The organism is Microbacterium sp. AB (assembly GCF_032878875.1).
Classification (GTDB): domain Bacteria; phylum Actinomycetota; class Actinomycetes; order Actinomycetales; family Microbacteriaceae; genus Microbacterium; species Microbacterium betulae.
The window spans coordinates 734,020-745,454 of sequence record NZ_CP118157.1 but is presented as its reverse complement, the minus strand read 5'-3'; the positions used below and the strand labels follow the sequence as shown (position 1 = coordinate 745,454).

Here is an 11,435-nt window from a genome sequence, read left to right as displayed (position 1 = left end):
CGCCGTCCCTCTGCTCATCTCCGAGCCATCGCCGCGCCGCTCGCGGGACGCACGGCGTTCCCCCTCGTAAGCGGATCGCCGCATTCATACGGCGCATCCTCTTGCGGAGGGGATCAGCGGCCGTTGGCTCGGAGCACCGCCACAGCGGAGACCGTCGCATAGCCACGCCATTCGAGAGACGCGGCCTCCGAATGGCTGGTGAAGTCGACGGCCCATCCTCCGTCGGCCTGCTGCCCGTTCTCCAGGCGGTCCAGGTCGGCGGCGACGTCGTCGTCGTCGACGAGGTCGCGAACCGCGCGCCCGGGTTCGGGAGCGAGGTCGAGGAGGTGGAGCATCTCGCCCTCGGCGCCTCCCGCGACCGGGACTGCGCCGTCGGCGGGCACATACTGCCGCAAGCCGCGCAGGAGATCGTGCGCCTCGGGATGGGTGTCGGCGGTCGCGTCGAGGAACCGGAGCGCGAACGACAGGACGTAGGCGAACGGGGCCTCGTCCATCCTGCCGATCGCGTCGAAGCAGAAGCGCGTCACCCGTTCCAGCCAAGGATGTCCCTTCGCCCGCTCATCGAAGCGGGCGACGCGGTGCGCCTGCGCAGCGACCCCGGCGGTGATCTGCAACGACGACTCCTCGGAGTCGGTCTCGACCCAGAACGGCGCGCAGGCCACGGGGTTCGCGATGGGCAGCGCGAACGGGAGGCCGCCGTCGGGCAGGGTCACGGAGTCGAGCCAGTCGAAGAGCCGGACGGTCGTCGGCGTCGTCTCCGGTCCGGCGTCGCCGATCGCTTCCAGCGCATGGAGAGCGCCGGCCGGCTGGCTCTCCGGCGCCCGGAGGTCGGGTTCGAGTCCCCATCCGAAGCCGCCGTCGCCGTTGCGGTAGCCCTCCACCGCGGCGAGAACGGCGCCCCGCTCCCGAGACGTCGCCTCGCCGGCGAGCAGTGCGAAGCGGCGTCGATCGAGGACGCGTCCGTGAGCCGCCAGGAACGATGCCGCGCGGCCGATGTCGATGCTCATGCATCCCACGGTGCCACCCACGGGGGTGTGATCGTCTTGGACGAATCGGCCAGTCGCGCCCTTCGCGGATGCAGCACGCGAGGAGGCGCACAGCGCGAGAGGACTCGCCTGTCTCACACGACGAGGTCGGCGGGAGTCGTCCCGGCAAGACGCCGCACATCGCGGGTCAGATGGGACTGATCGACATAGCCCGCCATCGTCGACGCCTCGCCGAGCGGTGTGCCTGAGCGGACGAGGGCGAGAACGCGCTGGAAACGGTGGATAGAGGCGAGCGTCTTCGGGCCGTAGCCGAACAGCCTGTCGGTGAGACGACGCAGGGTGCGTTCCGAGAGGCCGTGCCGATCCGCGATGTCGGTGACACGGGCGCCTCCCCGGGCGGCACGGTCCAGCGACGCGGCGAGTCGAAGCGTTGATCTGCGAGGTCCCGTGCCGGGATGCCCAGGAGGGAGTAGGCCACACCGGGTGCCAGCCTCAGCCCCCACGTCGTTCCTCCGTGCTCAGACGCCGAGATCATCGCCGTGGTGTCCGCACCGGCGAACAGGAACCGCCCCTCGGACCACATGAGGTCCATGACGCCGTCGGGCAGGATGCGCAGATCGCCGGGATCGACCTCGACCCGCCATAGCAACGCCCCCGTCCGGCGCCCACGCCGCGCCTGATAGCTGCCCATCTTCATCTCCCGGTCAGGCGAGCACGACCTCCGCCGCCGGCACGACCCGCGAGGCCGCTCCCGGCCAGCGGGCGATGGACGCGATGCGGTTGAGGTCGTCGACGAGGCCGTCCGCCGTCACGGGCTCTCCGCGGTACTCGTCGTCCTCGGTCGTGTGCGCGTCCTCGACGAGCGTCACGGGATATCCGCGGACGAGCGCGCCGTGCAGCGTAGAGCGGATGCAGTAGTCGGTCTGCGCCCCGCAGAGCACGAGCTCCGTGATCCCCTGCGCGGTGAGACGCTGCACGAGATCGGTGTCCGCGAAGGAGTCGCCCCACTGCTTGTCGACGATCGGCTCGTCCGCGGCAGGGACGAGCTCCGGCACGATCCGCCATCCGTCCGAGCCCTCGACGAGCCCGTCGTCATGATGCCGCACCCACACGACCGGCGTGCCCGCCGACCGCGCGCGGTCCACGAGCGAGACGATGCGCGCGACGACGTCCTCCGCGTGCGCGCAGACGTCCATGACGTCGTTCTGCACGTCCACGACGAGCAGTCCCTGCGCCATCCCCGCCTCCTCGCGTCTCAGCGGCGCCGCGCGCCGCCGAACAGGCCGCGGATCACGCTGTCCACCAGAGCCGCCGAGTCGAGCACGTCTCCTCGACGCGTGGCGGCCGGAGCCCGCCGCGTCGTCGAACGGCCCTTCGTCGCCTTCAGCAGCCGATCGTACTCGCGCTGCGCCTTCCTCTCCACGGCCGCGCGCTGCTTCTCGTGCTCGGCGTCGATCTTCGCCTGCGCGAGCGTCCGCTGCTCGGCCTCCTGGGCCGCCGCAGCCGCGTTCATCTTGGCGGTGAGGATCTCGTACGCCGACTCGCGATCGATCGCCTCGCCGTAGGTCGGCAGCAGCGGAGACGCCGCCACCGCCCTGGCCACGTCGTCAGCGGGCAGGGCGTCCATCCGCGCCTGCGGCGCACGCACGCGGGTCCACGCGACGGGGGTCGGCGCACCACGCTCGCTCATCACGGTGACGACGGCCTCCCCGGTGCCCAGCTCCTGGAGCACCCTCCCGAGGTCGTACCCCGAGGTCGGATACGTCCCGACGGTCGCGCGCAGGGCCTTCGCGTCGTCGGGCGTGAAGGCGCGCAGCTGATGCTGCACGCGCGACCCGAGCTGCGCGAGCACGTCGGCGTGGACGTCCTTCGGCGTCTGCGTCACGAAGAAGACGCCGACTCCCTTCGATCGGATGAGCCGCACGGTCTGCGTGATCGCCGCGAGGAAGTCCTTCGACGCGTTCTTGAAGAGCAGATGGGCCTCGTCGAAGAAGAACACGAGCCTCGGCTTGTCGACGTCGCCCACCTCGGGCAGCAGCTCGAACAGCTCGGCGAGGAGATACATGAGGAACGTCGAGAACAGCTCCGGCCGGTCGGCGACTCCGGGCACCTCGAGCAGCGACACGATGCCGCGGCCATCCGTCGTCGTCCTCAGGAAGTCGGCGACGTCGAACTCCGGCTCGCCGAAGAACACGTCGGCCCCGCCGTCGGCGAACGTGATCAGCTCGCGCAGGATGACGCCCGCCGTCGCCGAGGAGAGCCCGCCCAGCCCCTTGAGCTCGGCTTTGCCGTCATCGCTCGTGAGATACGCGAGCACGGCCCGCAGATCCGCGAGGTCGACGAGCGGGAGCCCGTTCTTGTCGGCGTAGTGGAACACGAGCCCGAGACTCGACTCCTGCGTGGCGTTGAGCCCGAGCACCTTCGACAGGAGCAGCGGGCCGAACCCCGTGACCGTGGCGCGCACCGGCACGCCCGCGCCGATGCCGCCCAGCGCGAAGTGCTCGACGGCGGATGCCCGGGGCGTCCAGTCCTGCCCGATCGCCCTCGTGCGGGCGAGGAGCCTCTCGCTCGACTCCCCCGGCGCCGCCATGCCCGTGAGGTCGCCCTTGATGTCTGCGGCGAACACCGGGACGCCCTTCTCCGCGAGCTGCTCGGCGATCCCCTGCAGCGTGCGCGTCTTGCCCGTGCCGGTCGCGCCGGCGACGAGCCCGTGGCGGTTGAGCATCGAGAGCGGGATGCGGACCTGCACGTCCGCGAGCGGCTCGCCGTTGACGAGCGCGCCGAGGTCGAGGGTCTCGCCGTCGAACACGTAGCCGTCGCGGATCCTCTGCACGCCGGACGCATCGAGCGGGCCGGCGGGAACCCCGTCGGGCTCCGACGCGACGTCGCCGGGCTCGGGCGTCGCGACCGGCTCGACCGGCGCGTCGGATGCGGATGGCGCGGACGCGATCGTCTCGGACGGCGCGGAGCCGGCGCCGTCGGCCGCGGCCCTCCTCGCCGCCTCGGCCTCCGCCGCGGCCAGCCTGGCGCGCGCCTCGGCCGCCCTCAGGGCGGCCTCGGCGAGCTCGGCCTCCGCCCGGAGCCGTGCGAGCTCAGCCGCGGTCGACGCGCTGTCGGGGCTCATGGCTCACAGCCTAGCCACGTCCCGCGCGCGATCCCGTTCCCGCAACGGCGTCATCGCCGCCGCGACGGCGAGGGCGACGCCCGTGCCCACGAGGGCGCCGCCGAGGGTGTCGCTCGCCCAGTGCGCGGAGAGGTACGTGCGGGAGAAGGCCATGGCGACGATCCACGCCGCCGCGATCACCCCCGTCCACCACCGCGGGAAGAGGATCCAGAGCGCGATCCCGACCGTCGCGGCGTTCGCCACATGCCCCGAGGGGAATGAGCCCTCGTCGACGACGACGAGGATGTCCTCGGGCCGCGCACGCGCGAACAGGTGCTTGAGCGCCTGCACGAGCAGCGCGCTGGCCGCCGACGTCGCGACGAAGTACAGCGCGCCCCATCGCCGCCCGACGAGGAAGAGGACGAGCGCGATGCCGGGCGGGACCACGAAGACGGCGATCCATCCTCCGCCGGCGCCGTCGAGCAGCAGCGAGAACGTCAGCACGCCTCCGCCGGGCGGGCTGGACAGGACGTCCGCCCACCACGCGTCGACGGCGAACGGGATCCCGCGCAGCATCGTCCCGAGCCCGAGGGCGATCGCTGCGGCGATCATCCCCGCGCCCCACCATGCCCTCGCGGATCGTGACGTCATCATCGCCCCATTGTCGTCGATGCGCCGACCGTCCGCCGGACACGACGCAGGAAGAACGGCCGCCCGAGCGGCCGCGCGCCTCGGGACTCCGGGACCGACCGGCAGACGCGGCGAGGAGTGTCCTGCGTTGTGCACGCGCCCGGGCCCGGAGCGCCCGTCCCCGCCGGCCGCAGTCCCTCAGCCCTGCAGCAGGCCCAGGGTCCTCGGCCGCACGATGGCCCAGAGCGCGATCACGGCGATCGCCGAGCATCCGATCATGACGACCGCCATCGTGGTCCCCGTGATGCCGGAAGCGGCGGAGATGACGCCGACGAGCGGCGAGACGACGCCCGCGACGCCGTTGTTCGTCGCGCCGAGGATGGATGCGGCGGTGCCCGCGGCCTCGGGATGGCGGTCGAGAGCGAGCACCTGGGCGCAGGGGAAGGTGAAGCCGCACGTCGTCATGAAGAGGAAGAGCGGCACCACGACACCCCACACCCCCAGCCCGAGCTGATCGCACACGACGATGGCGGCGGACGACAGCAGCAGCGCGCCCGTCGAGAACGCGAGCACCCACTGCGGGCCGAACCGCGCAGCGAGCCGGGCCGCGATCTGGTTGCCGACGACGAGCCCCACGGAGTTCGCCGCGAACAGCACGCCGTACTGGAGCTCGGAGAATCCGTACGACTGCTGGAAGAGGAAGGAGGAGGCCGAGAGGTACGAGAAGAGGCCCGAGAATGTCATCGCGCCGATGACGAGCACCCCGAGGAACACGCGGTCGGTGAGGACGACGCGGTACCGGTGCCACACGGAGACCGTCGCATGCGCCCGGCGATCGGCGACGGGGCGTGTCTCCGGCAGCGCGAAGAGCGCGCACAGCAGCATGACGGCGCCGTACGCCGCGAGGACGACGAACAGTCCCTGCCAGGGGATGACCGCCAGCAGCGCCGATCCGATGAGCGGGGCGGCGACGGGGGCGACGCCCGTCACCAGCGCGAGTCGCGACAGCATCACGACGAGCCGGCGTCCGCCGAAGAGATCGCGCACCATCGCCATCGCGACGACACCGCCCGCGGCCGCGCCGATCCCCATGAACACGCGTGCGGCGCCCAGCAGCCCGAGCGTCGGTGCGAATGCCGCGGCGAGGCTCGCCACGACGTGCAGGGCGGTCACGGCGAGAAGCGGCACGCGCCGGCCGACCTTGTCACTCAGCGGGCCGACGACGAGCTGCCCGAGGGCGAACCCGATCATCGTGCCCGTCAGCGTGAGCTGGATGGCCGCGCTCGTCGTGTCGAAGTCGCGTTCGAGCACGGGGAACGCCGGCAGATACAGATCGATCGTGAACGGGCCGAGCGCCGTGAGCGCCCCCAGCAGGAGCACGTACACGATGCGGCGACGGCTCGACAGCGCATCGCCCCTGTGGGTCGCGGGGACCTCTCCCGCGGCGGCACGGGCGGAGTCGGGCAGCGGGATGGTGCCGGTGGGCACCGGGATCATCCCGGTGGCGGTCGGGATGATGCCGGGGCGCGGAAGGCGGTCGCGGCGCGCGTCGCCTGCGGCATCGCCGTCCTCTTCGCGATCGTGTCGGGTGTCGTCTGGGGTCATCGTGAGCGTCGGTGCTTTCGCGAGCGAGTCGTGCGGGGCATGAAAGAAGTCCCGGACATCGGCGGTCGATCCGCACGAAGGGGACTCAGACAATCCTAAGGCCGCTCCCCGGATGCTCATAGGGTGGAACGCCAGCATCCGCTCCCCGATTTCCCAGCACGGCGCGCATTCAGGCGCATAGGATCGAGAACGTGTCGACGCAGAAGCGCCCCCAGCGGTCCAGCGGCAACCCCGCCAAGCAGGCCGAGATCAGCCAGTCCGTGAAGCAGCAACGCGATGCCAAGCGGCAGGAGAAGCTCGCGGAGTACCAGCGCCAGCTTCAGAAGCGCCGCCGCGGCAAGATCGTGTGGTGGACCGTGGGCACGGTCGCGGCCATCGCCGTCGTAGGAGCCGTCGTCGCCTCCTACGTGTTCGCGCCGGCGTCGACGTCGGCGAGCTACACGGCCGGCGGATCGGGGGCGGAGATCGACGGCGTCGAGACCTTCACGAACGAGACGACGCACGTCGAGGGGGTCGTCGACTACGAGCAGACGCCGCCGGCGGGAGGCCCGCACAACGCGTACTGGCTCAACTGCGGCGTCTACACCGAGCCGCAGACGAACGAGAACGCCGTCCACTCCCTGGAGCACGGAGCGGTGTGGATGACCTACGATCCCGAGCGCGTGAGCGACGACGACATCGCGACGCTCGAGGGCTACCTCCCGTCGAGCTACGCCATCCTCTCCCCGTACCCCGACCTGGGCTCGACCGTCGCGGTCAGCGCGTGGAACGCCCAGCTGAAGGTCGACTCGGCCGACGACGAGCGCATCCCCGAGTTCTTCGAGGAGTACTGGCGCAGCGAGAACGCCCCCGAGCCGAACGCCGCGTGCACCGGTGCGCTCGACGGTCCCGGCAAGGCCGGCTGACATCCCCGTGTCCGACACCGAGGCGGCCGGGCGGGCGCGCACGCCGTGGCCGCTCGTGGCGGTCGGCGTCGTCCTCGTCGCGGCCCTCGCCTTCGCGGGCGGGCGCTTCACGGCCTTCGGCACGCTCGCGGACGCCACGGACGCAGGCACCGGGCCGAACGCGGCGGACGCGGGCTTCGCGCGCGACATGCAGGTGCACCACGCGCAGGCGGTGGAGATGGCCATGATCGAGTACCGCGCGACGTCCGACGAGGAGCTGCGCGTGCTCTCCTACGACATCGCGACGGCGCAGTCGGGGCAGCGCGGCGAGATGTTCGGATGGCTCGTCGGATGGGGCCTGCCCCAGTCGGGCGATCCGCTCATGTCGTGGATGTCGGGCGCCGACCACGGCCACGCCGACGACGCGGCGACGACGGAGGAGCTCGAGGCGGCCATGGGCATGGCGACGGACGAGGAGCTCGCACGCCTGCAGTCGCTCTCGGGCGCCGAGCAGGACTGCCTGTTCGTGGAGCTCATGATCCGCCACCACGCCGGCGCGATCGAGATGACGGAGGCCGTGGTCGAGCTCGGGAGCGTCGAGCGCGTGATCGACACCGCCCGGCAGATGGGCGAGAACCAGACGGCCGAGATCGACGCGATGCAGGACGTCCAGGAGCGTCTCGGCTGCTCGGGCTGACGTCGTGAACGCCGGAGGGCGCCCGCCTCGCAGCGGACCCCCTCCGCCCTCTCGGTCAGCCCTTCGCCGAGCCTGCGAGCAGACCCCGCACGAAGTAGCGCTGCAGGAACAGGAACACCAGCAGCGGCACGATGATCGCGATGAACGCGCCCGCCGTGAGGAGGTGCCAGTCCTCGCCGCGCGATCCCGTCATCTGCGCGAGCAGCTTCGTGATCGGCGCGACGTTTCCGTCCGCGAAGATCAGCGCGACGAGCAGGTCGTTCCAGACCCACAGGAACTGGAAGATCGCGAACGACGCGATCGCCGGCATCGACAGCGGCAGCACGATGCGGAAGAAGATCTGCCCGTGCCCCGCGCCGTCCACGCGTGCCGCCTCGATGACCTCCCCGGGGATCTGCGCGATGAAGTTGTGCAGCAGGAAGATCGCCAGCGGCAGGCCGAAGATCGTGTGCGCCACCCACACCTGGGCGTACCCCGCCGACCCGAACGCCTCGATGACGGGGAACCCGAAGACCGTGCCCTGCGAGAACAGCTGCAGGAGCGGGATGAACGCCATCTGGATCGGCACGATCTGCAGTGCGAAGACGAGGACGAACAGCAGGTTCTTCCCGCGGAAGTCCATCCAGGCGAAGCCGTAGGCCGCGAGCGTGGCGAGGATGAGGGGCAGGATCGATCCCGGGAGCGTGATCGCGAACGAGTTGACGAACGCCCCGAGCATCGTGAGGCCGCCGGCGCCCGAGTTCAGGGCCTCGACGTAGTTGTCGCCGGTCCACCCCCAGTTCTGGAAGACGGTCCACCAGCCGGTCGTCTGGATCTCGTTCCGCGGCCGGAACGACGACACCAGCACGCCGAAGGTGGGGATCGTCCACAGCACGGCGATGACGAGTGCCGCGATCGTCGCCCGCGGCGAGGTGAGGCGGCGCTTCGTGTCGTTCAGCGCACGTCGTCCGGACGGCTTCTCCGCCGTCGTCACGAGCTCTGTCGCGGTCATCAGCGCACCTCCCTCTGGGCCTTGATCTGCCGGGCGTTGTAGATGACCAGGGGCAGCACGAGGACGAAGAGGATCACGGCGTACGCCGCGGACCTGCCCGCCTCGAAGCTCCGGAACTGCTGGTACATCTCGTTCGCGATGACGGAGGTGTTGTTCGCGCCCGCCGTCATCGTGCGGACGATGTCGAAGATCTTCATCGACGCGATCGCGATCGTCGTCAGCACCACGACGATCGACGGGCGGATGCCCGGCACGACGACGTTCATGAACCGCTCGTACGCGTTCGCCCCGTCGAGCTCCGCGGCCTCCAGCTGCTCGGTCGGCACGCCCTTGATCGCCGCGGAGAGCACCACCATGGCGAAGCCCGTGTAGATCCAGACGAACACGATGATGAGGAAGAGCGTGTTCCAGGGCTCGACCTGCAGGAAGGGCACGGGCGAGCCGCCGAGCCACACGATCACCTGGTTGACGAAGCCGATCTGCTCGGCGCCGGCAGGACGCGCGGTGTACATGAACCGCCAGATGATCGACGCGCCGACGAACGAGATCGCCATCGGCATGAACACGAGGATCTTGTAGACCTTCTCACCGCGAGACTTGTCGATGAAGTACGCGTAGACGAGCCCCACGACCGTCGACACGACGGGCGCGATGAGCACCCACACGATCGTGTTGAGGATGGTCCGGATCCCCTGCGGCCGCGTGAAGATCCACAGGAAGTTGTCGAGCCCGACGAATCGCGTGCCGCTCGAGTTCAGCATCGACTGGCCCACCGTCTGGATGACCGGGAACACGAGTCCGACGAGCAGCAGGATGAGAGCCGGGGCGAGGAAGCCGACCAGCTGGAACAGGTACCCGGCTCCCGCCTTGGCCCGGTAGTCGAGCCAGAAGAACAGCAGTCCCAGGACGCCGGCGGCGAGGATCGCCCACCACCAGGACTGCAGCGCCCACATGACGCCCAGCGGGAAGAGCACGCACGCCGCGAGCCGGATGATCGTGTACACCCGGCCCGCGCGCGGCGCGATCTCGATGAAGAAGAGCAGGATGCCCACCGCCGCGGCGAAGACCCCGATGATGAGAGGGATCTGCAGCCACGGCGAGAGCACGCTCAGCCATGCGAGGAACGAGGCCATGTCGGTCTACTCCGACGGCCAGCCCGACTCGATCTGATCGAGCACCTGCTCGGTGGAGGCCCCGTTCACCCAGTCGCGCATTCCCTGGAAGAACGTCCCGGCGCCGACGGCGGACGGCATGAGGTCGCTCGCGTCGAAGCGGAACGTCGTGTCCGGGTCCTGCAGGATCTCGATGGCCGACTGGAGGATGGGGCTCTGCGCGTTCTCGGGGTCGAGACCCGAGTTCGCGCTGATGACGCCGCCCAGGGAGACGCGCGAGTTCGCCCACTCGGGGCTGGAGAGGTACTCCTGCACCTGCACGACCGCGTCGTCGTCGCTGAAGGCGCCCACGATCTCGCCGCCGCCGACGACGGTCGATCCCGTGGCGTCGCTCGCCTCGTACGGCGGGAGGATGAACGCCCACACGTCGCCGTCCTCGCCCACCTCGGCGCCCGCCTCGACGAGGAAGCCGTCGAGGAACGACGCCTGATGCGTCAGCGCGCAGTCGCCCGACGCCATCGCGTTCGCCACGTCGCCGAAGGGCGTCGAGACGATCGAGCCGACGTCGCCGAAGCCCGCGTTCACGTAGTCGGGGTCCAGGATGACCTTGCCCACCTCGTCGAAGGCCGAGGCGATCTGCGGGTCCGTGAACGGGACCTCGTTCGCGACCCACTGGTCGTAGACCTCCGTGCCCGACTGGCGCAGGATGAGGTCCTCGATCCAGTCCGTGCCGGGCCATCCCGTCGCCGCATCGGAGCCGAAGCCGACGCACCACGGCGGCTCGCCGGTCTCGTCGCGGATCTGCTGGGTCAGGTCGAGCACCCCCTGCCAGTCGGTCGGGATCTCCCATCCGTTGTCGGCGAACTGCGCGGGCGAGTACCAGACCCAGCCCTTGACGCTGGCCATGAGGGGCGCGCCGTAGAGCGTGTCGTCGACGGTCCCGTACGCCGCCCAGTCCTCCGACCAGTAGTCGGCGACGTTCGAGGCGACGCCGTCCGGCGCCGGCACGAGGTAGCCGCGACTGGCGATGTCCGCGAGCAGGCCCGGCTGCGGGAAGATCGCGAGGTCGGGGGCGTTGCCGCCCTGCGCGCGCACCGCGATCTGCGTCTCGAACTCCTGCGACCCCTCGTACTGGATGTCGATCCCGTTCTCCTCCTCCCAGTCGGCCCACGACTCCTCGAGGAGCTCCTGCTCGGCGTCGATGATCGTGCCGTAGACGGTCACCACCGTGCTCCCGTCGCCGCCCCCGTCGCCGTCGCCGCCTGAGACACCCGGCCCGCCCGTGCATCCGGCCAGGGCGAGGCCGGCGACGCCGAGCCCGCTCGTCGCGAGGAGGATCCGTTTACGTCCTGCAGTCTTCATCGTCTGCTCCCATCTCGAGCACATCGCTGTGGAACCGATATCCCCAAGCTATGAGCCGTAGGAGC

11 protein-coding genes and 1 pseudogene are annotated in these 11,435 nt (G+C 70.5%); 2 read left to right on the top strand and 10 right to left on the bottom strand.

Going from position 1 to position 11,435, the window contains the following annotated elements; translation table 11 throughout:
* Window positions 1-113 precede the first annotated feature (113 nt).
* The 7 genes and pseudogenes from N8K70_RS03395 to N8K70_RS03375 form a co-directional block, all read right to left on the bottom strand.
* Window positions 114-1,007, bottom strand: coding sequence for a hypothetical protein (locus tag N8K70_RS03395; protein WP_317140207.1), 894 nt, complete (start codon window positions 1,005-1,007; stop codon window positions 114-116).
* 113 nt (window positions 1,008-1,120) lie between these two features.
* A complete protein-coding gene (locus N8K70_RS17120; protein ID WP_394357804.1) occupies window positions 1,121-1,489 on the bottom strand; it encodes a helix-turn-helix domain-containing protein in 369 nt (122 codons plus the stop codon).
* Window positions 1,471-1,569, bottom strand: a pseudogene (locus tag N8K70_RS17115) (hypothetical protein); the annotation flags it as partial. The pseudogene N8K70_RS17115 and the gene N8K70_RS17120, both read right to left, overlap by 19 nt.
* 121 nt (window positions 1,570-1,690) lie before the next feature.
* Complete coding sequence (locus N8K70_RS03390) at window positions 1,691-2,224, bottom strand: cysteine hydrolase family protein (protein ID WP_317140206.1); 534 nt, start codon at window positions 2,222-2,224, stop codon at window positions 1,691-1,693.
* Between the two features lie 17 nt (window positions 2,225-2,241).
* Complete coding sequence (locus tag N8K70_RS03385; protein ID WP_317140205.1) at window positions 2,242-4,110, bottom strand: helicase HerA-like domain-containing protein; 1,869 nt, start codon at window positions 4,108-4,110, stop codon at window positions 2,242-2,244.
* A 3-nt stretch (window positions 4,111-4,113) separates the two neighbouring features.
* Window positions 4,114-4,743, bottom strand: a complete 630-nt coding sequence (locus N8K70_RS03380; protein WP_317140204.1) for a phosphatase PAP2 family protein — start codon at window positions 4,741-4,743, stop codon at window positions 4,114-4,116.
* 174 nt (window positions 4,744-4,917) lie between these two features.
* A complete protein-coding gene (locus N8K70_RS03375) occupies window positions 4,918-6,216 on the bottom strand; it encodes a multidrug effflux MFS transporter (RefSeq protein ID WP_394357823.1) in 1,299 nt (432 codons plus the stop codon).
* 299 nt (window positions 6,217-6,515) lie between these two features.
* On the opposite strand from N8K70_RS03375, the gene N8K70_RS03370 reads away from it, so the two are divergent.
* Both N8K70_RS03370 and N8K70_RS03365 read left to right on the top strand, forming a co-directional pair.
* On the top strand, window positions 6,516-7,229 hold the full coding sequence (locus N8K70_RS03370) for a DUF3105 domain-containing protein (protein WP_317140202.1): 714 nt from the start codon (window positions 6,516-6,518) through the stop codon (window positions 7,227-7,229).
* A 7-nt stretch (window positions 7,230-7,236) separates the two neighbouring features.
* Entirely contained in the window at window positions 7,237-7,905 is a 669-nt protein-coding gene (locus N8K70_RS03365; protein WP_317140201.1) for a DUF305 domain-containing protein, read from the top strand.
* Between the two features lie 55 nt (window positions 7,906-7,960).
* Here N8K70_RS03365 and N8K70_RS03360 read toward each other — a convergent pair whose 3' ends face one another.
* The 3 genes from N8K70_RS03360 to N8K70_RS03350 are packed head-to-tail and all read right to left on the bottom strand — an operon-like array spanning window position 7,961 to window position 11,370.
* Window positions 7,961-8,896 (bottom strand): carbohydrate ABC transporter permease, encoded by a 936-nt coding sequence (locus N8K70_RS03360; RefSeq protein ID WP_317140200.1) that lies wholly within the window; start codon window positions 8,894-8,896, stop codon window positions 7,961-7,963.
* Window positions 8,896-10,029, bottom strand: a complete 1,134-nt coding sequence (locus N8K70_RS03355; RefSeq protein WP_317140199.1) for a carbohydrate ABC transporter permease — start codon at window positions 10,027-10,029, stop codon at window positions 8,896-8,898. The genes N8K70_RS03360 and N8K70_RS03355 overlap by 1 nt, the downstream gene beginning before the upstream one ends.
* A gap of 6 nt (window positions 10,030-10,035) precedes the next feature.
* Complete coding sequence (locus N8K70_RS03350; RefSeq protein WP_317140198.1) at window positions 10,036-11,370, bottom strand: ABC transporter substrate-binding protein; 1,335 nt, start codon at window positions 11,368-11,370, stop codon at window positions 10,036-10,038.
* Window positions 11,371-11,435: the final 65 nt, after the last annotated feature.

What these genes read in the sequence shown, in the direction of transcription:
- N8K70_RS03360 (WP_317140200.1), bottom strand. Translation starts at nt 8,896, where the DNA reads ATGACCGCGACAGAGCTCGTGACGACGGCGGAGAAGCCGTCCGGACGA.
- N8K70_RS03395 (WP_317140207.1), bottom strand. Translation starts at nt 1,007, where the DNA reads ATGAGCATCGACATCGGCCGCGCGGCATCGTTCCTGGCGGCTCACGGA.
- N8K70_RS03380 (WP_317140204.1), bottom strand. Translation starts at nt 4,743, where the DNA reads ATGATGACGTCACGATCCGCGAGGGCATGGTGGGGCGCGGGGATGATC.
- N8K70_RS03350 (WP_317140198.1), bottom strand. Translation starts at nt 11,370, where the DNA reads ATGAAGACTGCAGGACGTAAACGGATCCTCCTCGCGACGAGCGGGCTC.
- N8K70_RS03385 (WP_317140205.1), bottom strand. Translation starts at nt 4,110, where the DNA reads ATGAGCCCCGACAGCGCGTCGACCGCGGCTGAGCTCGCACGGCTCCGG.
- N8K70_RS03390 (WP_317140206.1), bottom strand. Translation starts at nt 2,224, where the DNA reads ATGGCGCAGGGACTGCTCGTCGTGGACGTGCAGAACGACGTCATGGAC.
- N8K70_RS03375 (WP_394357823.1), bottom strand. Translation starts at nt 6,216, where the DNA reads ATGATCCCGGTGCCCACCGGCACCATCCCGCTGCCCGACTCCGCCCGT.
- N8K70_RS03355 (WP_317140199.1), bottom strand. Translation starts at nt 10,029, where the DNA reads ATGGCCTCGTTCCTCGCATGGCTGAGCGTGCTCTCGCCGTGGCTGCAG.